General features: G+C 69.7%; 15 protein-coding genes. 11 read left to right on the forward strand and 4 right to left on the reverse strand.

Going from position 1 to position 21,262, the window contains the following annotated elements; all coding sequences use genetic code 11:
* The first annotated feature begins 2 nt into the window (after positions 1-2).
* The 7 genes from AC230_RS28930 (at position 3) to mycP (ending at position 11,026) form a co-directional block, all read left to right on the forward strand.
* Positions 3-1,664, forward strand: a complete 1,662-nt coding sequence (locus AC230_RS28930) for a beta-N-acetylhexosaminidase (protein ID WP_049719282.1) — start codon at positions 3-5, stop codon at positions 1,662-1,664.
* A 370-nt stretch (positions 1,665-2,034) separates the two neighbouring features.
* The gene (locus AC230_RS28935) at positions 2,035-2,928 is read left to right on the forward strand and encodes an FAD binding domain-containing protein (protein WP_049719283.1); all 894 of its coding nucleotides are present in this window, start codon (positions 2,035-2,037) and stop codon (positions 2,926-2,928) included.
* Positions 2,925-5,162, forward strand: a complete 2,238-nt coding sequence (locus AC230_RS28940; RefSeq protein ID WP_078871652.1) for a 2Fe-2S iron-sulfur cluster-binding protein — start codon at positions 2,925-2,927, stop codon at positions 5,160-5,162. The genes AC230_RS28935 and AC230_RS28940 overlap by 4 nt, the downstream gene beginning before the upstream one ends.
* Positions 5,159-7,522 (forward strand): xanthine dehydrogenase family protein molybdopterin-binding subunit, encoded by a 2,364-nt coding sequence (locus AC230_RS28945; protein WP_241833396.1) that lies wholly within the window; start codon positions 5,159-5,161, stop codon positions 7,520-7,522. The genes AC230_RS28940 and AC230_RS28945 overlap by 4 nt, the downstream gene beginning before the upstream one ends.
* Before the next feature lie 122 nt (positions 7,523-7,644).
* The gene (locus AC230_RS28950; RefSeq protein WP_049719285.1) at positions 7,645-8,097 is read left to right on the forward strand and encodes a hypothetical protein; all 453 of its coding nucleotides are present in this window, start codon (positions 7,645-7,647) and stop codon (positions 8,095-8,097) included.
* A gap of 1 nt (position 8,098) precedes the next feature.
* The gene (locus AC230_RS28955) at positions 8,099-9,748 is read left to right on the forward strand and encodes a WXG100 family type VII secretion target (RefSeq protein WP_049719286.1); all 1,650 of its coding nucleotides are present in this window, start codon (positions 8,099-8,101) and stop codon (positions 9,746-9,748) included.
* 24 nt (positions 9,749-9,772) lie between these two features.
* Positions 9,773-11,026 carry a type VII secretion-associated serine protease mycosin gene (mycP, locus tag AC230_RS31665; RefSeq protein WP_078871653.1) on the forward strand — a complete coding sequence of 418 codons (1,254 nt, stop codon included), beginning with the start codon at positions 9,773-9,775 and terminating at the stop codon, positions 11,024-11,026.
* A 114-nt stretch (positions 11,027-11,140) separates the two neighbouring features.
* Here the strand turns inward: mycP and AC230_RS28965 are convergent, their stop codons facing one another.
* Positions 11,141-12,577, reverse strand: coding sequence for an outer membrane protein assembly factor BamB family protein (locus AC230_RS28965; protein ID WP_049719288.1), 1,437 nt, complete (start codon positions 12,575-12,577; stop codon positions 11,141-11,143).
* Positions 12,574-13,485: a hypothetical protein gene (locus AC230_RS28970; RefSeq protein WP_157868675.1), complete on the reverse strand. Its 912-nt coding sequence runs from the start codon at positions 13,483-13,485 to the stop codon at positions 12,574-12,576. Before AC230_RS28970 ends, AC230_RS28965 begins: the two co-directional genes overlap by 4 nt.
* Before the next feature lie 339 nt (positions 13,486-13,824).
* Between AC230_RS28970 and AC230_RS28975 the strand changes: the two genes are divergently transcribed.
* Positions 13,825-15,615 (forward strand): IS481 family transposase, encoded by a 1,791-nt coding sequence (locus AC230_RS28975; RefSeq protein WP_049714346.1) that lies wholly within the window; start codon positions 13,825-13,827, stop codon positions 15,613-15,615.
* A gap of 52 nt (positions 15,616-15,667) precedes the next feature.
* On the opposite strand, the gene AC230_RS28980 is transcribed toward AC230_RS28975, so the two are convergent.
* A complete protein-coding gene (locus tag AC230_RS28980) occupies positions 15,668-15,913 on the reverse strand; it encodes a hypothetical protein (protein ID WP_157868676.1) in 246 nt (81 codons plus the stop codon).
* Between the two features lie 676 nt (positions 15,914-16,589).
* Between AC230_RS28980 and AC230_RS28985 the strand changes: the two genes are divergently transcribed.
* From AC230_RS28985 to AC230_RS32830, 3 genes are read left to right on the forward strand one after another with little or no spacing between them, the layout of a single operon-like run.
* Entirely contained in the window at positions 16,590-16,928 is a 339-nt protein-coding gene (locus AC230_RS28985) for a hypothetical protein (RefSeq protein WP_049719291.1), read from the forward strand.
* 39 nt (positions 16,929-16,967) lie between these two features.
* Positions 16,968-19,238 carry a hypothetical protein gene (locus tag AC230_RS28990; RefSeq protein ID WP_157868677.1) on the forward strand — a complete coding sequence of 757 codons (2,271 nt, stop codon included), beginning with the start codon at positions 16,968-16,970 and terminating at the stop codon, positions 19,236-19,238.
* Entirely contained in the window at positions 19,238-20,281 is a 1,044-nt protein-coding gene (locus AC230_RS32830; RefSeq protein ID WP_157868678.1) for a hypothetical protein, read from the forward strand. The genes AC230_RS28990 and AC230_RS32830 overlap by 1 nt, the downstream gene beginning before the upstream one ends.
* Positions 20,282-20,579: 298 nt before the next feature.
* Here the strand turns inward: AC230_RS32830 and AC230_RS28995 are convergent, their stop codons facing one another.
* The gene (locus AC230_RS28995; protein ID WP_157868679.1) at positions 20,580-21,242 is read right to left on the reverse strand and encodes a hypothetical protein; all 663 of its coding nucleotides are present in this window, start codon (positions 21,240-21,242) and stop codon (positions 20,580-20,582) included.
* Between the last annotated feature and the right edge of the window lie 20 nt (positions 21,243-21,262).

The raw sequence follows: 21,262 nt of genomic DNA on the forward strand, positions 1-21,262 counted from the left end.
CCATGACGGACACCGCGACCGGGCTCGTCCCCGCCCCGCGCCGGCTCGTGCGCCTGCCGGGCCCCGGACCCGTACTCGACGACCGCACCGGGATCGACGCCGGACCCGGCACCGGGGGCACCGTCCGCCTCCTGCGCACCGTGCTCGGCGCGGGCACCGGGCTGCCCCTGCCGGACGGCACGGGCCTTGCCCTGCGCCTCGACCCCGCCGTCGAGCGGGAGTTCGGCCCCGAGGGCTACCGGCTGCGGGCCGGCGAGGACGGCGTGCGCATCGACGGCGGCGGCCCGGCCGGCGTCCTGCACGGCGCCCAGACCCTGCGCCAGCTCCTCGGCCCGGACGCCTTCCGCAGCGCCCCCGTCACCCCCGGGCGCTCCCGGCGCCTCCCCGCCGTCGCCGTCGAGGACGGCCCCCGCTTCCGCTGGCGCGGTCTCCTCCTCGACGTGGCACGGCACTTCACACCCAAGGACGGCGTCCTGCGCTGGCTCGACCTGCTCGCCGCGCACAAGCTCAACGTGCTCCACCTCCACCTCACCGACGACCAGGGCTGGCGCATCGAGATCAGGAGCCACCCCCGGCTGACCGGAACCGGCTCCTGGCGCGCGCGGACGAAGATCGGGCACCGCGCCTCCCCGCTGTGGGACCCCCGCCCGCACGGCGGCCACTACACGCACGACGACCTCCGCGAGATCGTCGCGTACGCGGCGGAACGGCACATCACCGTCGTCCCCGAGATCGAGCTGCCCGGCCACTCGCAGGCCGCCATCGCCGCCTACCCGGAACTGGGCAACACCGACGTCGTCGACACCACCTCCCTCACCGTCCTGGACACCTGGGGCATCAGTCCGAACGTACTCGCCCCCACCGACACCGTCCTCGCCTTCTACGAGGACGTGCTCACCGAGGTCCTCGGCCTCTTCCCCTCGCCCTGGATCCACATCGGCGGCGACGAGTGCCCCGCGGACCAGTGGCGCGCCTCCCCCGCCGCCCGGGCCCGGACGAGAGCGGAGGGGCTGGCCGACGAGGCGGAGCTCCTGAGCTGGTTCGTCCGGCACTTCGACCGGTGGCTCGCCGCGCGCGGCCGCCGGCTCGTCGGCTGGGACGAGATCCTGGGAGGCGACGGGATCCCGGACGGCCGGCGGCCGGGAGCAGGTCTGTCGCGGGGCGCCGTCGTCTCCTCCTGGCGCGGCTGCGCGGGCGGCGTCGCCGCCGCCCGCGCCGGCCACGACGTCGTCATGTGCCCCGAACGGCACGTCTACCTCGACCACCGGCAGGCCCCCGGCGACGACGAGCCCGTGCCCATCGGCTTCGTCCGCACCCTGGAGGACGTCTACCGCTTCGAGCCCGTCCCCCCGGAGCTCACCGGCGACGCGGCCGCGCGCGTCCTCGGCGCCCAGGCCAACCTCTGGACCGAGGTGACGGAGGACCAGCAGCGCCGCGAGTACCAGGCGTTCCCACGCCTCGCCGCCTTCGCCGAGACCGTCTGGTCCGCGCTCCCGGCGCCCGCCGAGCGGGACTTCGCCCGCTTCGAACAGCGCATGCGCGCCCACTACCCCCGGCTCGACGCCCTGGGCGTGGCCTACCGCCCGCCCGGCGGCCCCCGCCCCGAGCAGCGCCGCCCGGGCATCCTCGGACGCCCGATCGAGGACTCTTCCCCGATCGTGTGAGGCACGGCGGAAGGTGACGGTCCGTGCCGCCCGCCCCTGGCACGGTGGACCTTCACACACCGCCGTAAGTCGTACAAGGAACGCCCAAAGATGGCCATACGCCCCGAAGCGGAGCGGCAGGAGGGCGCCCCCGCCGCGCCCGGGAGCGAGCCCGGGAGACGCCGACGGCGCCCGCGCCCCCGAGGAACCGGAGCCGGACGGGACGCTGGTGACGGCCGGGAACGGAGGGCCGTTCGCGGACCCTCGCGACGGCGGACTCGGAAGATGTGCCAGAGTTGCCACGTCCGGGCCGTCAGCACGTACCGTACGGCGGAACGCAAGCGGGAGGACGGCCGGGACAGCCGGGACGACCGGGGAAGGGGCAGCTGGGTTGACCACGCACGCACCGCACGCAACGCACACGGTGACGTTGCCGGGCTCGCTGGACGAGGCCGTGGCGGCGCTGGCCGCCATGCCCGCGGCCGTGCCCGTGGCGGGCGGCACCGATCTGATGGCAGCGGTCAACTCGGGACTGCTGCGGCCCGCCGCGCTCGTCGGCCTCGGCCGCATCAGCGAGATCCGCGGCTGGCAGTACCAGGACGGCCACGCCCTGCTCGGCGCCGGACTCACCCACGCCCGGATGGGCCGGCCGGACTTCGCCGCCCTCATCCCCGCCCTCGCCGCGGCCGCCCGCGCCGCCGGCCCGCCGCAGATCCGCAACGCCGGCACCCTCGGCGGCAACATCGCCTCGGCCGCGCCGACCGGTGACGCGCTGCCCGTCCTCGCCGCCCTCGAGGCCTCCCTCGTCATCGCCGGACCCGCCGGGCACCGCGAGATCCCCGTCGGCCGGCTGCTCGCCGGGATCGAGCTGCTGCACCCCGGCGAGCTCATCGGCTACGTCCGCGTGCCCCTGCTGCACGCCCCGCAGACCTTCCTCAAGGCCACCGGCCGCACCGGCCCCGGCCGCGCCACCGCCTCGGTCGCCGTCGTCCTCGACCCGGCCCGGCGCATGGTGCGCTGCGCCGTCGGCGCCGTCGCGCCGATGCCGCTGCGGCCCTACGACGCCGAGCACTGGGTGGCCTCGCTCATCGACTGGGACGGCGAGCGCACCCTGGCCCCCGAGGCGCTGACCGCCTTCGGCGACTACGTCGCCGCCGCCTGCATCCCCGATCCCGTACCCACTCCGGAGGGCGGTGAGCCCGGCACCCTGCCGCCGGCCGTGCTGCACCTGCGGCGTACCGTGGCGACCCTGGCCCGCCGAGCACTGGGGAGGGCACTCGCGTGAGTGACGATCAGAAGCGACACGCCCGGACGCCCGTGGAGGGCGGCTGGCAGCCGATGCCCCGCGGCGTGGAGATCGACGCCGAGGGCACCGCGTTCGTCCAGCTCCCGCCCGAGCTCCTGGCGCACCCGAACCCGGGCGGCGGCAACGGCTGGGCGCCGCTGGCCGCGCCCGGCACGGGCTACGCGCCGCCCGCCGCCTCCGGCTGGGACGCGGCGCCCGCCTATCCGGCCGCGCCCCAGCACGCCGGCCCCCAGCACGCCGCGCCCCAGCACTCCGTTCCGCATCAGTCGGCGGGGCGTCACCAGGCCGGTGCTGCGCCGGGCCAGGCGCAGAACGCGCCCCACGCCCACGCCCCGGCGTCCGTCCCGCAGCAGGCCGCGGGGCCCGCGGACGGCCGTGCGCCGGAGCCGGTCGACGACTGGCCGGCCGGGCCGTACGTCTCGGGCAACTCGGGCGAATGGGCCGTGACCGCCGACGCGTACGCGCCCCCCGCGGCGGCCCCGGGCGGGCCGGACCGGCAGCAGCACGACACGGTGCACGACACGGCGCAGTGGCCGGTGCCGTTCCCCGACGCCCCGGGGGACGCCTCCACCGGGCAGTGGTCCGTCCCGGCCGCCGGGGACGACCCGGTGGACGAGTCCGGCGAGTACGCCGCGGGCGCGTACGCGCCGCACGGGCGGGCCGCGTCGGCCGATGCGATGCGGGCGGGCGGATCCGCCGGCGCCGCGGACCCGGACCCCCACGCCACCGCGCCCTGGCCGGCCCCCGCGCCGGGCGACACCGGCGCCGGCGTCTGGCACCAGCCCGTCGGTGACGGGGCGACGGGTCCGTCGGCCGGCCAGTGGGACCTACCGTCAGTCCCGCACGCCTCACGTGCCCCGGAAGCCCCCGCGGCCTCGCCCGTTCAGGGCGACACGCCCGAGGGGACGGGGGAGTACACGGCGAACGCGTACGCGGGCGACGGGTTGACGCGACCGTCCACCGGGGGAGGCGCCATGGGCGTCACCGGTACGGGCGACACGTCGGCCTCCGGCGCCTGGGAGGTCGCGAACGGCGTCCCGGGCGCCCCCGGAGTGACGCCGCACGCCGCCGAGCGGGCGGAGGCCGAGGCCCCCGTCCCGGCGGCCGCCTCCGCCGTGCCCGCCGCCGCGGGGCTCGCCGGCCCGGCCGGGGCCGCGGGGCTCGCCGAGCCTTCGGCGTCCGGCCCTTCCGCTGCATCCTCCACGTCCGTCGCTTCCGCCACGTCCACCGTCTCCCCCGCGCCCGTCGCCCCCGCCGCCTCGGTGGAGGAGCCGTCCGCCCCGGAGCCGGTGCGCACCGAAGCCGCGGCGCCGGACGCGCACGAGCCCCACCTCCCGCACCCCCACGAGCCCGTCGCGGCGTCCGCCCCGGAGCCGCCCGCCGAGGCCGCGGCACCGACGGGCCCCGCGACCCCGGAGGCCCCCGAGGCCGCGGAGACCCCGGCGGTTCCGGAGACCCCGGCGGTTCCGGAGACCTCGGAGGCTCCGGAGTCCCCGGCCGGCCCCGGACACGAGGACGGCCGCCCCGACGCCGGCCGATCCTCCGCCGACGGGCAGCCGCTGCCGGAGGAACCGCTGTCCGACGAGGAGCTCCTTCCCCCGGCCCCGGCCACCGAGCACCCCTGCGCCTCCTACGTCCTGCGCGTCAACGGCACCGACCGGCCGGTCAGCGACGCCTGGATCGGCGAGTCCCTGCTCTACGTCCTGCGCGAGCGCCTCGGCCTCGCGGGGGCCAAGGACGGCTGCTCGCAGGGCGAGTGCGGCGCCTGCTCCGTGCAGGTGGACGGCCGGCTCGTCGCGTCCTGCCTCGTCCCGGCCGCCACCACGGCCGGCTCCGAGATCCGCACCGTCGAGGGCCTCGCCGAGGGCGGACGGCCCTCGGACGTGCAGCGCGCGCTCGCAGAGTGCGGCGCGGTGCAGTGCGGCTTCTGCGTGCCCGGCCTCGCCATGACGGTCCACGACCTCCTGGAGGGCAACCACGCCCCCACCGAACGGGAGACCCGCCAGGCCCTCTGCGGCAACCTCTGCCGCTGCTCCGGCTACCGCGGCGTGCTCGAAGCCGTCCGCAAGGTCGCCGACGAGCGCGCCGAGGCCGCCGCGGCCCTGGAGGAAGCACAGGCACACCAGTCCGGCGACGGGCCGGACGCAGCGACGGGACGCATCCCGCACCAGGCGGGGCCGCAGAACGGCGGCGGCGGAAAGGCGACGGCATGACGGGCGGCATGGGCGGCAGCGCCGGAACGGCCGGATCCGGCGGACCGGACGACGTGACCGGCGTGCTCGGCTCGCTCGCCGTGTCCGCCGTCGCCGCGCCCCCCGCGGCGCCCGACGGCCCCCCGCAGGGCCTCGGCGTCTCCGTGCCCGCGGCCGACGCGGACGCCAAGACGCAGGGCACCTTCCCGTACGCCGCGGACCTGTGGGCCGAGGGCCTGCTGTGGGCCGCCGTGCTGCGCTCGCCGCACCCGCACGCCCGCATCCTGTCCATCGACACCCGCACCGCCGCCGCCATGCCCGGCGTCCACGCCGTCGTCACCCACGCCGACGTCCCCGGCGACGCCGCCCACGGCCGCCGCGTCGCCGACCGTCCGGTCTTCGCCTCCGACGTCGTCCGCCACCACGGCGAGCCCATCGCCGCGGTCGCCGCCGACCACCCCGACACGGCGCGGCTCGCCGCCGCCGCCATCGCCGTCGAGTACGAGCTGCTGGAGCCCGTCACCGACCCCGAACTGGCCTTCTCCGCCGAGCCGTTGCACCCCGACGGCAACCTCATCCGGCACATCCCGCTGCGCTTCGGCGACCCGGAGATCACCGGCGAGGTCGTCGTCGAGGGCCTCTACCGCATCGGCCGCCAGGACCCCGCGCCCATCGGCGCCGAGGCCGCGCTCGCCGTCCCCCGGCCCGACGGCGGCGTCGAGATCTACACCGCCTCCACCGACCCGCACGCCGACCGCGACCTGGCCGCCGCCGCGTTCGCCCTCGAACCCGAGCGCGTCAAGATCGTCGTGACCGGTGTGCCCGGCGCCATGGGCGACCGCGAGGACCCCGGCGTCCAGCTCCCGCTCGGCCTCCTCGCGCTGCGCACCGGCCACCCGGTCAAGCTCGCGGCCACCCGCGAGGAGTCGTTCCTCAGCCACGCCCACCGCCACCCGACCCTGCTGCGCTACCGCCACCACGCCGACGCCGAGGGCAAGTTGGTGAAGGTCGAGGCCCAGATCCTCATGGACGCCGGCGCCTACGCCGACTCCTCCGGCGACGCGCTCGCCGCCGCCGTCGCCTTCGCCTGCGGCCCGTACGTCGTCCCGCACGCCTTCGTCGAGGGCTGGGCCGTGCGCACCAACAACCCGCCCTCCGGGCACGTGCGCGGCGAAGGCGCCATGCAGGTCTGCGCGGCGTACGAGGGCCAGATGGACAAGCTCGCCGCGAAACTCGGCCTCGACCCGGCCGACCTCCGCATGCGCAACATCATGGCCACCGGCGACCTCCTCCCCACCGGCCAGACGGTCACCTGCCCGGCGCCCGTCGCCGAACTCCTCGCCGCCGTCCGCGACTTCCCCCTCCCCGCGACCTCCCCCGAGGAGGAGGACTGGCTCCCCGGCGGCCCCGAGGGTGCCGGCGAGCCCTCCGCCGTCCGCCGCGGCGTCGGCTACGGCGTCGGCATGGTCCACATGCTGGGCGCCGAGGGCGCCGACGAGGTCTCCACCGCCACGGTGAAGGTCAGCGGCTCCGTCGCCACCGTCATCTGCGCGGCCGTCGAGACCGGACAGGGCTTCTCCACCCTCGCCCGGCAGATCGTCCAGGAGGTCCTGGGCGTCACCGACGTCCACGTCGCCCCCATCGACACCGACCAGCCGCCCTGCGGCCCCGCCGCGCACGGCCGCCACACCTGGGTCTCCGGCGGCGCGGTCGAGCGCGCGGCGCGCATGGTCCGTACGCAGCTGCTCCAGCCACTGGCGGCCCAGTTCGGCATGTCGACGGAGCTGCTGACGATCGCCGACGGCCGCATCACCTCGTACGACGGCGTCCTCAGCACGACCGTCGCCGAGGCCCTCGACGGCAAGGAGCTCTGGGCCACGGCCCAGTGCCGCCCCCACCCCACGGAGCCGCTGGACGAGACCGGCCAGGGCGACGCGTTCGTGGGCATCGCCTTCTGCGCCGTCCGCGCCGTGGTCGACGTGGACGTCGAACTCGGCTCCGTCCGCGTCGTCGAGATGGCCGTCGCCCAGGACGTGGGCCGCGTCCTCAACCCGGCCCAGGCGCACGCCCGCATCGAGGCCGGCATCACCCAGGGCGTGGGCGCCGCCCTGACGGAGAACCTCCGCACCAACGCGGGCCAGGTCCGCCGCCCCGACTTCGCGGGCTACGCCCTCCCCACGTCGCTGGACGCCCCCGACATCCGCATCGTCAAACTCGTCGAGGAACGCGACGTCGTCGCCCCCTTCGGCGCCAAGGCCATCAGCGCCGTCCCCGTCGTCACCGCCCCGGCCGCCGTCGCCTCCGCCGTCCGCGCCGCGACGGGCCGCCCCGTCAACCGCCTGCCGATCCGCCCGCAGGCGGCGGTGGGGGCGGGGCTGTAGCGCGCTATCCGTATTCGTACTCATGTGAGTTGAGGGAATGCACGATGCGGGGCTGACTACCTGTCGGTAGGCTAGCGAGGTTCATTGCAGGGCTCACGGGGTTGTTGAGGTGGGGGTTACAAGTGGCGTGGTCCACTGGTAAGCAACGGCAAGAACTGGAGACGCTCAAGTCCTTCAAGGGACGCGTCGACGACGCGCTGACGAAACTGGGGAGTTCGGAAGCCGCTCCTTCGCGTATCGGGGCGTCCCGGCTGAACCAGGCCCATCTGGGCAAGGGCTTCGACTCCGTGGGGGCGCTCCATGCGGCCTATTTGGCTGTGCACGAGGATCTGACCACGCTGTCGCAGCTGTTCGCCGACCAGATCGAGGCGCTGAGCCTGGCGATCCAGGGCGCGCACAACGGATACGCGGAAACGGACGCGCGGCACCGTCAGCGTATGTGGGCTGTGCAGCAGCAACTCACCAAGCACTACGACCCGAAGCTGGACCCGCACACGCCGAAGACCGAGTCCGGTGGCGGAACGGGCCCAGATGCCGGCGGCACGGGCGGCACCGAGGACAAGGGAGGCATGTGACATGACTGAGCGAGTCCAGCCCAGCGGGCCCACCGACCCGCGCAAGACGTTCACCGCGCCGTCGCTTCCCGACTTCGGCAAGTTCTCGCACGAGGAACTGCTGGCGATGATCGAGCACGCGGACCCGGAGAAGGTCCACGAAATCGCGAGCAAGCTCCACGAGGCCGCCCAGACCGTCCATGACATCGGCCGGGATCTCAAGGAGCACATGAGCCGCGTCGACTGGGAGGGCGAGGGCGCCGACGCCTTCCACGCGTGGGGCGGCAGCATGGCCAACGCCACCACACAGCTGGGTGCTTATGCCGAAAAGGCCGGTGACTGGATGCAGGTTGCCTCGAACGCCCTCAGCGCCGCGAAGAAAATGCCGAAGGTCCCCGCGTCGGCCAAGTCGACGGTCGAGGAGTTCGACCGTCTTTACCCCGGCATCCGCGGCAACCCTCTGCTCTTCAACGATGACATCACCCGCCTCAAGGGCGGCCCCAGCACCTTCCAGGTGACGAGCGCGCTCCAGACGCTCCGCAAGGAGCACGACGAGGCGGCCAGTGCAATGACCAAGTTGGCGTCGGCGTACAACGACTCGGGCGCGGAGCTGACGAAGGCAACGCGGCCGAACTTTCCGCCCATGCCGGGGACGATGATGCCCCCGCCCGGCAGCGTGGAGGAGGCCGAGTACCTTCCCGGCCCCGGGGGAGGCGCCGGTGCGGGCGGTGCCGCCGCCGGTGGTGCTGGGTACGGGGCAGCCGCCGCCGGATCCGGGCAGGAGCCCTCGGGGCCGTCCAGCGTGACCGGGAGCCACGGGAACAGCACTTCCTCCAGTGGTGCGGACACGTCCACCGGCGTGGTTTCCCCACCCCATGGCGACCGCTCCGAACCCTCGACCGACTCATCGACGAGGTCGGACAGCGTGGTGAAAACCGTGCCGTCGCTGCCCAACGTTCCGGCCACACCCAATGGCGGTCCACCGACCACGCCTTCGCCACACGGTCCACATGTACCGCCGCCCGTCGTCCATCCGCATGTGCCCACTCCGCATACATCCAAGATCCCGCCGGTCACTTCGAGGACGCCGGGCCGAATGCCCTCGCCGTCCAAGCCGGAGGGCCGGACCGGCCCTGTGGTGACCGGTCCGGGTTCCCCGGGTACCCGGCGCGTGCCCGGCATCCCGGGTGTGCCGGGGGGCCCGGGGAGCAGCCCGGGCACTGGGCGTGTGGGGATGCCTTCGAGCGCCCCCCGAGTCCCCGCAAGTGAGGTCATCGGCGGTCGGCCGGCCCCCCGGGCAGCGGCCCCGTCGCCGCTGCAGACTCCTCGCGGCACGGTCGTCGGAGCCGAACCCGTGCACGGAGCCCAAGGAATGCAAGGACGACCGGGTATGGCCGGCCCCGGCTTCGGCGGTGTGCCCGGCGCGCCCGGCGGTGGCCGTGGCGTCGGAGCAGGCGGTCGTCGGCTGGCATCGGAGGCCGGCGGTGTCGTCGGCGGCAGCACGCAGAACGGCAGCCGTGCTTTCACCCAGGGCGGTACGGGACTCGTCCGCACCCCGGATGACCGGCAGCGGCACAGCCGACGGGGCAAGCGTCCCGACTATCTGGTCGAGGACGAGGAATCGTGGCCGTCCCATGACGGGCAGCGGAACGTACCGCCGGTGATCGGCTGACTCCTGGAAGGAAGAGGGCAGTTCATGCGCAGAGACACGCGTCTCGGACGAGGTCTACGGTCTGGCGCGTTGCACTGCGCTGCCGCCCTCTTCCTTCTGGCGTTCACCACGGCACCGGCCCATGCCGACACGGTCAGGGAGCGGCAATGGCACCTCGACGGCATGCATGCCGAGGAGATGTGGCGCACGAGCACCGGTTCCGGCGTGACGGTGGCTGTCATTGACACGGGTGTGGACGCCGATCTGCCCGACCTTGAAGGGCAAGTGCTTCCTGGGAAGGACTTTTCCGGAGCCCCTGGAGACTCGCACACAGATTATGACGGCCACGGTACTGCCATGGCCGTACTGATTGCCGGCACCGGCCGGGGATTTGACGGGCGAGGCGCCAAGGGCCTTGCACCGGGGGCCAAGGTTCTCCCCCTACGGGTCGACACCGATCAATCTCCGAAACCCTTGCCGGACACACATCATGCCTTGGCTCGCGCCATTCGGTACGCGGCGGACTCGGAAGCCAGGATCATCAATATCTCACTGGCCAACATCGCGGAGATCGAAGCCCAGTCCCAGGCGTTGGACTATGCGCTCGAAAAGGGAAAGCTGGTCTTCGCAGGTGTCGGGAACTCGGCGCAGAAGGGTAACCCGATCCTCTACCCGGCAGCCCACAAGGGCGTGGTAGGGGTGGGAGCCATCGACAAGAACGCAACCGTGACGGCAGAGTCCGAGCGTGGAAGCCAAGTGACCCTCGCGGCTCCAGGCGAGGACATGTACACAACCTCCGAGCGGGGAGGCGGCGTTCGCCGCGGCCACGGCACCAGCGACGCCTCCGCCCTTGCCTCCGCCTCCGCCGCCCTCCTCTGGTCCGTCCACACCGACTGGACCGCGAACCAAGTCCTCCGCGTCCTCATCAACACCGCTCATGGTCCCGAAAGCGGGGCGAAGCGCAGCGCGTCCCTCGGCTATGGAGTGGTCCGCCCGCGTGTAGCCCTCAAGAGCCCGGGTGATCCGGGCGCGGCCGACGTCAATCCATTGACCGGCGCGAAAAGTGCGCCACCTCAGACGTCGCAAGCGCCGCAGCCGGGACAGGAGGGCGGACAGAACCATGTCCAGCGCGATCAGGCGCCCCGTGCTGACACCCGACAGGACGAGGGTGGGAGCGCCGGGAAGTGGGTTGCCCTAGGTGCAGGAGCACTTGTCTGCATCGGCATTGCAGTCATCGTTCCGTTGCTTCGGGCGCGAAACCGCCGACGTTCTCATAGAGAGCCGGGCCGGGACTTCTAGGGAGGGGCTCCACACTCCTCCAGCGGTTTCCCGCCGGGGAGTGGCCTCCAGGGTCCCGCTGCCGGCCCCACGGATGAGAGGTCCATTGCCATGGGGCCAGTGGGACGACAGGGGCTATTTCACGGGCTTGACGATCAGCGCCTTGTCCCTCTTGTCCTTCTCGATGCCAGGCAACGCCTCCTCGAAGCGCGCCGACAGGTACAGGGTGTCATGGGCAAGTGTGACGAAGGGCGTCGAAGGTGTCCGCTCGTCGGGGGTTGGCGGGTAGCGGCGGATGATGCTCTGCCGGCCGGTGACCGGGTCGAAGCGGAAGAGGGTGCTGGGGTCGTAGATGTTCCCGGAGGAGTAGGCATAGATGCCAGGCGTGTCGGGAGAGTCCACGGGGAGATACTGCTGGATGTACCCGGTGCTGGTGTGCTCCCACAGTCGCTTGCCACTGGTGAGCGACCACGCGACGATCTTGTTGTGATCCTTGCCGCTCTCGCGGTCCTTGGAGTCCATGGTGGTGATGGCGGCCAGGACATCACCGACGATGCGGATGTCGGGCAGCTGGCTGCCGTTGTCGACGTGCCGGAAAGTGCGGTGCTCCGGGCCGGGTGCCAGGCTGCTGCGCGGACGCCCGGCATCGTCCAGAACGTGCATACGCAAGAGCCCGTCGAGCGGCCGGTCTTTGTCGGGCATGCTGTAGATGACGGGGGATGTGGCCAGAACTTCGGTCAGCTCTCCGTCCTTGCCGTCCACCCGGTGCTTCCAGCGACTGTGGCCCGTGGCCGGATCCACGGCTGCCACGTAGTAGGGATCGCCGTCGGCTCTGCCTGTGGAGCAGCGCTCAAGACGTATCAGCGTCTTGCCACCGGTGTATCCGCGACCTGTGCAGTCGTCATGTGAGTCCTTGGGCTGATAGACCGAGTTCCCGTCCTTCCAGAGGGACTTGCCATCGCTCACCCGGAATGCCTCGGCGATGCGTTGATCCGCCTCGAGGACAACGACGTCCCCGGTGCGTGCGATGCGTACCCCTTTGCCGGCCACCCAGTCACTGTGCTCAAGAGTGTGCTCCCACAGCACTTTTCGTCGGGACAGGTCCACAGCGTAGAAGTGATCACAGGTGCGGTCCTGCCCATAGGCCAGAACGAGGACGTTGTCGCTGGTGTCAGGGGAGGTCTGGCACATCGCTGTGCCGGATCCGGGGGTCGATATGCCCCACTGTTGCCGACCCGTGGCACGGTCGAGCCCTACCAGCCCCTCCGGAAGTGCCTTGATCACGGTCTGTCCCTGGAACCACAGGCCTTGGACATCTGTCCCGCCGCCCGCCAGCCCGTAGGACTTGTCAGCCAGACTCCATGAGGTCGTGGGTGTTGTGCTCGCCGTCCCGGTCCGGTCGGTGCCCGCCTTGTCGCCGGAAGGGCGCAGCAACCACACGCCGGTGAGGACAGCGGCCACCAGGACCAGACTGCAGAGCCCGATCAGCGACAGCAACAGGATGCGGCTCTTGCGATGGGGGGCGGGTGGTCGGGGCGGGGCCGGAGGCGTGATCACGTAGTCGTTGCTCACCGTAGGGTCCCCCTCACGTACTCGGCCCATTCGGCCTGGAATCCGCTCTTGTCCTTGCCGGTCGCCTCGCGCAGCTGTTCGTCCAGATCGGACGGCTGGCCGTAGTGCGCTGCGGCGAAGGCGAGCGCCTTCTTCTTGCCGTACCGGTCCGCCATGAAGCCGATCGCGAGCCGCCCTTGCTCGTAGTTAGCGGCCTGCCTGACCGAGTCCTTGCTGTAGAAGGTGATCAGATCAGGAAGGAGGCCGTTGAACCCGCTGCGTTGAAGCGCCGTGTGCATGCCGCGGTCGTCCGATCCCGTGGAGGCGACGTACTCGGCCAGGCCCTCCACCACCCAGGGCTCCGGTCCTCCCAGCGAACCGACTGCCGTCGGGCCCGTCAGCGGCTCCAACAGCGCGTGCACCATCTCGTGCTTGCCGACTCGCGCGTCTGTCACACGACTGACCACCCGCGCGCCGGCCACGGACTGCTGCGCGCCGAGGACGTCGGCCTTCATGGGGATGGTGACGCCGTCCTCGCCCCGGTCCTGGCCACCCTGGCCGTACAGGGCCGCCGCCTTCTTCGTATCCGGCTCGTAGACAAGAGCGAAGCCCGGTGAGGCCGGACGTCCGGGCCCGTCCGCCTTCCAGAGAGCCAGGACCTCGTCACCGGCCTTCTGCAAGTCTCCCTTTGCCGCGTGAAGTTCGCGTGCGTGGGAGGCGTCGCTCATCAGCACCATGTGGTCGGACCGCTCTACGGTCATCTCGTCGTACATGTCCCATGGAGCCGGGTACGCCATCATGGTGTCCGGGTCCGACTCCAGCGACTTGGTATAGGGCGTGCCGGTCACTTTCTTGATCACAAGCTTTGCCGAGGCCGATGAACGTGTCACCGTCCACCGGTACCCCTCGGAGACCGGTGCGAGGTCCACACCCGGTATGCGGTGGGCGAAGGACACATCGACTGTGGTTTCGAGCGGTCCTCCCAACACGCTCGACCTGCGGCCGCTACTGCTTGTCACCCGGAATCCGGTCGAATTGCGATCGAAAGGAACCTTCCGCAAGTTGCGGAAGACATGACGTTGCTGCTCCTTCACATCGTCCGCGAACGGCGCGACGAACTCGTCCTCATCCCCGGCCGCCAGTGCACGTGACCGGTCTGTCGTGTGGGGCCTCAGGAGATAGGTGACAGAAGAGTCTCGGGAGATCCTTGACGGGCGTCTCGGGACATTCTTGACGGTGGCTCGGCTGCTCCTCGATCATGAGTTGCTGTGGCAGAGGGGGATGAGTCCGGAGAGCACGGCCCTGCATGGCTCGTCGAGCAGCGGTACCGGGCGGTACTTGAGGTGCTCGACGGTTCGCCGGTCAGCGAGGTGGCCGTCCGGTACGGCGTGTCACGCCAGGCGATCTATACGTGGAAGGCGAAGTACGAGGCCGAGGGGCTGGAAGGGCTGCGGGAGAAGTCCCGGCGCCCGCGAACCAGCCCGACCCGGCTTCCCGCCGAGGTGGAGGCCCTGGCGTGTGAGATGCGCCGGGCAAATCCGCGCTGGGGTGCCCGGCGGATCGCCTACGAGATCGCGAAGGCCGGCTCTGCCGGTGCACCATCGCGGGCGACGGTGCACCGCGTCCTTGAACGCAACGGGCTCATCCGGCACCAGAAGCAGCAGCACCGCCGCAAGTACAAACGGTGGCAGCGCGAGACGCCGATGCACCTGTGGCAGATGGACCTGGTCGGCGGGATATACCTGGCCGACGGCCGCGAGTGCAAGATGCTCACCGGGATCGACGACCACTCCCGGTTCGTCGTCATCTCCACCGTCCTGGCGGTGCCCTCCGGCCGGGCCGTCGCCGACGGGTTCGTGCGTGCGATGCGCACTTACGGGGTGCCGGCCGAGGTCCTCACGGACAACGGCAAGCAGTTCACCGGGCGGTTCACCAAGCCCCGGCCGGCCGAGGTGTTGTTCGAGCGTGTCTGCCGGGAGAACGGTGTCACGGCCAAGCTGATCAAGCCGTACTCGCCGACCACGACGGGGAAGATCGAGCGTTGGCATCAGACGCTGCGGAGGGAACTGCTGGACGTCTCCGGCCCGTTCGCCGACCTGCCCGCGGCACAGGCCGCGGTCGACGCGTGGGTCCACACCTACAACACCGCCCGGCCCCACCAGGCCCTGGACATGGCCACACCCGCCAGCCGGTTCCGGCCCAACCCCCAGCCAGAACCAACGATCGTCGCCTCTCCGGCGCCTGCCGAGGAACCAGTCGTCGCGGCAGGGCCGCCGGGACCGCCCACCCTGCTCGTGCCGACGTCGGCGCCGGCCGTGGAGTTCGAGACCGTCGTCGCCGCCACGGGCCATGTCGGAGTCCTGCCGCGCGTGCAGCGCGTCAAGCTCAGCAAGGACTACGCAGGCCGCCGGGCGCGGGTGTGGGCCGACGAGCACACCGTCCACATCACCATCGACGGCGAACTGGTCCGAAGCGCCGCATCGTGCCTGGACGCCGGGAACCTGCGCGAGCTCTCGATGCGCGGGGCCGTGCCTGCCGGACCACCGCCGGCTGCCCCGGCCGCAGCCCGGGCAGGACGTCTGGAGCCCGGCACGGTGATCGAGGTCGACCGGAACATCGACCAGAGCGGCATCGCCAGCCTCGGCAAGGTCCCGGTGACGATCGGCTACGAACTGGCCAGCCGACGCGTCACGTTGCGCCTGGACGGCCACCTGCTGCACGTCGTTCACGACGGCGTGCTCGCCAAGACCCTGCCCGCCCCCATCGACGCCGACCAACGCGCTGGGCTCCGCGGAGCCAGAATCGTCACCGGCGAGCTTCCCCCATCCGCCACCGGGGCAATTCACGTCGAACGCAAGGTCCCCACCGACGGCGTCATCATGGTCGCCCGCCAGCGGCTCCGCGTCGGCCGCACCTACGCCGGCGAGATCGTCACGGTCCACGTCGAGGACACGTACTTCCGCATCACCCTCAACGGCGCCGACCTGTCGCTTCACCCACGCAAGGAACAGCATCCCGTCACCCGCTTCAGGGCCAAAATCCACGCCCCGAAGCTCTGACGCGCTGTCCAGCATCACCTGAGACCGTCATCGATGTCGTGAGGCCAAGCTGTCAACAAAGTCCTGAGCCCTCACACGACAACCGGTCCTGGGCAAGGCTGCTCAAGTCCGTGGTGCTGATGACCGTTGCCGAGTCGGCCGTCGGCCTCGCTTTACCCGCACCCTTGACCGCCTTCCCGCTGCCGCTGTGCCGACCGGCGATCACTCCCACGGCTATCAGTGCGACGACGGCCAGGGAAGCCACGACCACCAGCACGATCTTCAAGTTCCGATTCGCCGGAGCGGTCTCCGGCACCATGCCACTCATCACTCACCTCTCGATAGCTCCATGTACATGGCAAGGGTCTTTCCTGGCACGCGCATCAGACGTGACCGATCACCCTGGGTCACGGCAATTGGGCAACGCGTCGCCGTAGAGGTGGGATCGGCGGCAGCCGGCAGCATGACGGCGTTGCGCCATGGCCGGCTGCTGCCGGTTGCAGGCACACTTTCCGCCTAGGCGTCAGAGGGTGTGCTGCTGCTCACGGAGCTTGCTGGCGGACGCGTGCCGGCATGTCCTCCGCGCGGACTTGCGGCAGACGAGCTGCGCCCCTGGCGGTAATGTCGTTGGCCCCCTGAACCCGTGGCGACTCGGCTGCGGTGTGCGGCTGCTCCACAGCCGCACACCGCCAAAACGCTGATTGCTGTGTCCCGTCCATCCGGTGCGCCATCATGCGACACGCCCGACGAGGGTGGAAGTGGCTTACCTCTCAAGGCACTTGAGTATGCGTACTCATGCGCCGTGAGATACCTTGCCGTATGCATGTGACTGCATGTTATCGCCCCGGTACAAGCAGTCGGCGTCGCAGGTGGCGTGCGGTGTTGTCCGGAGACACCGATGCCCGCACGCAGACGAGGAAGTACGTCGGTTGAGCAGGACGGCAGCGTGATGTGCAAGGTGCTGTCGTCGACCACGGAGGTCCGGAAGGATAGCCATGTCCAGCGGAGATCTTGGCAAGTTGAGGACGAACGAGCCGGGCAAGGAAGCGGCTGTCAAGGCACTTGCGGGGGACATCCAGCCCGGCGTCGACGCGGCCGGCATGACAGCGGACGAGGCCAACGGGAAGGTCGCGTCGGCGCTTCATGGATGGGCCACGGGCTCGGGACTGAAGGACGTCCAAGATGAGTGGGGGCGACAGGTGAAGGCCCTCCAGGCGCGGCTCACCGCAGACAGGAACGCACTTCAGCAGGCACTGAAGGGATTCGTCACGTACGACCGCAGGACCGCTTCTCTCCTCGAGAGGTTCCAGGTCGGATCGGATCAGGCCAAGTAGGCACGTTCGGAGTTTTGCATGCTGTCGTATCAAGAAGCCGTGACGGTGAAGCTCGACTCGCTCTCCTCGGCCGCCGCCAAGTGGGATGAGATGGCCCAGGCATTCCATGGAGTCGAGTCCGTCTATCGAAGCAAGGTGCTGTCCGTGTCGACGGACGGCATATGGGTGGGGCATGCCGCCGATGCGTCGTACGGCCGGTTCACCGGCACGCGCGAGCAGTTGACCGCCGCGCAGACCCAGGCCAAAGCGATCGCGTCCCTGCTGCGGGATGCACACTCGCAGCTCACCACCCTCGTCCAGAAGGTCAAATCCCTTGTTTCCGAAGCCCGGAAGGAGGGCATGCACATCGACAGCGAGGGCCGAGCCACCTTCGACTTCAGCAAGGTCAAGCCCACGCGGAACGATCCCGACTACCCGGCCTTCCTGAGCAAGTGCCGTGAGGCCGAGGCTTCGTGGACAGAAGCCATAAAGAAGGCGGTGCAGGCGGTCGACGATGCGGATCAAGGTGTCAAGTACGCCCTCCACCAGGCCGCAGATATCCACCCCAACTCTGTCTTCCACGACTTCAACGCCAAAGCGGTCGGTGACATCGAGGTCTATGAAGCGCGTGAGGCGAAGGCTTACGCAGACCGGATTATTCGTGGTGACAAGCTGAACGCCTCGGAGCGGGCGGAGTTGGCGAGGCTGTATCGGGACAATGCCAACGATCAGGTCTTCAGCCGTACGATGCTGGACTCGCTCGGCCCTGAGAACACCCTCAAACTTGCCAACAAGTTCAACGATCTCGCGTACTTCGACGACGCCGATAACAAAAAGGACTACCTGAACTTGGAGAAGGGGCTGGCCGACACCGTCAACAGCGCGACCAGGATACCAGAATTCAAGGGTTCTGACGGCAAGGTGATTCCGTACGGCAGCAAGGCGTACCGCCAAGCCCTGAGAAGCTGGTCCGGGACAAAGGAGGGGGAGTTTTACGGTAGATGGCGAGAAGGTATGAGAAAGGCAGGGGTTGAACAGTACGATCTCGAGGTGGCGGAGGGAAGGCCTGCCGGATTCAAGGGGAGTGGGCAACAGGTCCGAGGCTACCAGAGCCTGGTCACTCTGATGAAGCACGCTGACGGGGTTTCGCCGCAGTTCCTGTCCGACATCGCTGATGACATGATCGCGGTCGAGAAGAAGGACAAGAATATCTGGGATCTCTACGGAAACTACGGCGACAAGAGCCGGAGTTGGTTCGCACATGACCCTGTGGACGAAGTTCTCGGAATCATGAGTCGCGACCCGAAGACGGCCACCGCCTACCTCGATCCTGGAGCGGGCGGGGAGGGCACGGGGCAGCGTGGCAACGACCGGCTTCACTACCTGCTCAAGGAGCGGGACTGGAACGTTGTCAGTGACACGCAGCCGTCGGGAATCAGGGACCACGGGGCGGGGAATCTACTGCACAGCGCCCCTGACTTGGAAGCTGTGAACGGTCGAAAGGGGCTGGGGGCAGCCATCGAAGCGGCAGCGACCGGTTCACCGCCCGGCAGTGGGCAGCATCATGGGGGAAAGCACACCATCGAGGAGGCTCGGGTCCTTCAAGGTGCCCTCAACGCGCTCGACGAAGGTGGCGGCGCGGATTCGGTGCACAAGAACCTTCAAGCACCACTTGCGCGCACACTGGTCGATTACTCCGCAGATACTCATCGCATCCTCGGTGGGAACCAGGAGTACGTACCCGAGGACGGCGGGCATATCCACGTCCCAGGACGAGTTCTGGTCAGGACTCTTCGTGGAGTATCCGATTCCCCGGAGAACTTTACGATGCTTTATGAGGCCGAGAGGCTTCAGGCGGCGTACGATCTGCATAATGCCGAGACGCAGCCGGGTGTGGATTGGAGGAATCGTGCCCGTAATGTGGGGCTGGGCATGGGTGCCTTCAATGCAATAAGCACCGACATTCTTTTCGATGCCCGTGATGCGCGAAAGAGCTGGGCGGACGACGTGGCGAAATATGTCTATCATGGTGGCGGCGCTCCGATAACCCTTCTCCCCGGCCTGGGAGATGCTGCTCAGAGGGTTGTTGACATCGCTACCTATGATTGGGGAAACGATATCAAGTCGGAGGCGGAGGAGGTTGGGAAAGTCGAATCATCCAAGAGGCTTGAAGGTAGCAGAAATGCGGCACGCGATCTGATTGACAGCTGGGCGCGAGCATGGGGAAGGGATCCTGGTACGGACGCCCACGTCAGTGAACTCCGGCATGAAATGGGGCAGTCCTTCGGTGTGAGTCGAAGAGACGTCATGAATTACTTGGGCCGGGAATAATGGCTGCGAAGATGGAAATTCGACGGTGGCGCGGTATCGGCGTCGCGATGTCTGGTGTTGTGGCGCTTGGGGTGCTTGCGGCCACCGGTGTATACCTTTCAGGAGCTTTTGACGACTGGCAGGACAACCGTTCTCTCTCTTCAGCGTGCGGTGGAAGTCTCGATTACTCCGAACTGAAAGAGGTGCTGGGTGTCGATCGACTGCGGGCCAAGGGGTCGGGCTTATCGGACTGCAAGGTGGCCGATCCGGGTAATAGTGAGACATCTGTGGCCGTGAACATTAAACAGGGCGGAGGAGGCGAACGTCTGTTGTCGCTCATCGCCCGGATGGATTCTCATAAGCCCGGCCAGGCGGTGACCCCCGTGGGAAATGGGTGGGGCGCGATTTTGAGTACCGATGGCGGGACGACATGGGCCGGTGCGTATATGGTCTGTCGCAAGCCTGCGAGAAGTGGAGAGAATGACGCCATCGTTGTGAGCATGCAGGTGGATCCAGCAGGCCCCGCAGAACCCTTGAGTGCCGACAGGCGGGCTGGTTTGGCCCGTTCGTTGACCGGGACGCTCGGCAAGCTTGCGGACAAACGTGGATGCGAGGGGACGCCTCGCGGCAACTGGATTGCTCGCCTGCCCGAAGATTCCACCAAGAACCTTAAACGGGCGGGAGAAGCCGTCGGAACCTGCCGAGGCGTTGCATCGGCGTCTTATGAATCGGCTGCGGATGGTACGGCTCCCATCGAGGACTGTTTCCTGGCCGATGAGAGAGGGAGGAAGAGGTTCAGACTCGCTGCCTACTATGGCCCCTACGCAAAAAGTGCGCGTCGCGAAACCCTGGTAGGTGCGGATATTCGTAGGCCTACTGGTGGTGGCGAGGGGGCATACTGGACGACAGCTTCCTGTTCCTCCGGGCAAGCTCTGTACACCGTTGAGAATCTGCACTACGCCGACGTCACGATAGCGCCGGATTCGCCGCAGGAAAAACAGGCACTGAAGACGTTTGCAGTGAACTCGGCGAAGCGGCATGGCTGTTCGCCGCCCGAATGGTGATTGTTGGGGCGAAGTGTTCTGATGGCTATCAGAGCCAATGGCCGAGTTCCCCTTCGCCCCCCGGAGTGGGCGTGCCCGCGTGACGGTATGAGGTACTGCGGCTGACCGTGTTTGACAAGCATCCGTCGCATGCGTCGGGCGGGGAGGGGAGGGGCTGTCTCGGGCTGCGGCGGCAGGCGTTGGGAGTGCGGGACGGGGTGGTGGAGAGCTGTGGAGGGATCTGCGGGCTGGAGGACGCGCGAGGGCCGTTGGCCGGCAACCGGAGGTGGGTGGTGTTCTCGCGGGAGGCGGCGCCGTGTTACGCGGGGCTGTGAGCGGGGTCGCGGCGGAGACGCTCCGGGGCATGCATGGGCGGGAGCAACGGCACGTCGGACCGGTCCAGTTCCGTGCCCGAGGGGTATTTCGCGCAGGCCGCATCGGCGGAGACATTCAGGCCGTCCTCGGGATAGGTCATCAGCGAGATGCGGTCACCGGTGCCGGGGTGCTCCAGGACCAGGCCGATCGTGTCGGGGTAGGGCCTGCCGGGGATGACTTTCCAGCCCAGCCGGGTCACCTTCCGCCGTACGCGCTCCAAAGCGGGCGCCGCCTCGGAGCGGGGGACGCCCCGGAGGGTCCAGTTCTCCTGTACGGCGACGACGTGGGGCTCGGAGGGCGGCGGGTCCTGGTAGTCGTCCAGCTTGTGTTGCAGGCCCCGTCGGCGGCAGGCCGAGGGGTCGGCTTTCAGGCCCTGGTCGGGATCGTGGTCGTCCAGCCGGGCCCGGGGCAGGTCCAAGGCGTCGTAGACGGTCTGGGTGTGGCGGTCGAGCCGTGCGGCCGTGTCCGCCGGGCGGGCCACGGGATACGGCTCGCCCTCCCACTTCGGCTCGGCCCACTGGACAAATGCCAGGACGCCCGTGAGCAGCGCCCCGATTCCGACCAGCGCCGCAGTCGAAATGATGAGTCTCTTCCTTCGTCCGGTCACGCCGGCATCGTCCCGAGCCG

Origin of the sequence: Streptomyces caatingaensis (assembly GCF_001187435.1) — a bacterium.
In the GTDB taxonomy this organism is placed as follows: domain Bacteria; phylum Actinomycetota; class Actinomycetes; order Streptomycetales; family Streptomycetaceae; genus Streptomyces; species Streptomyces caatingaensis.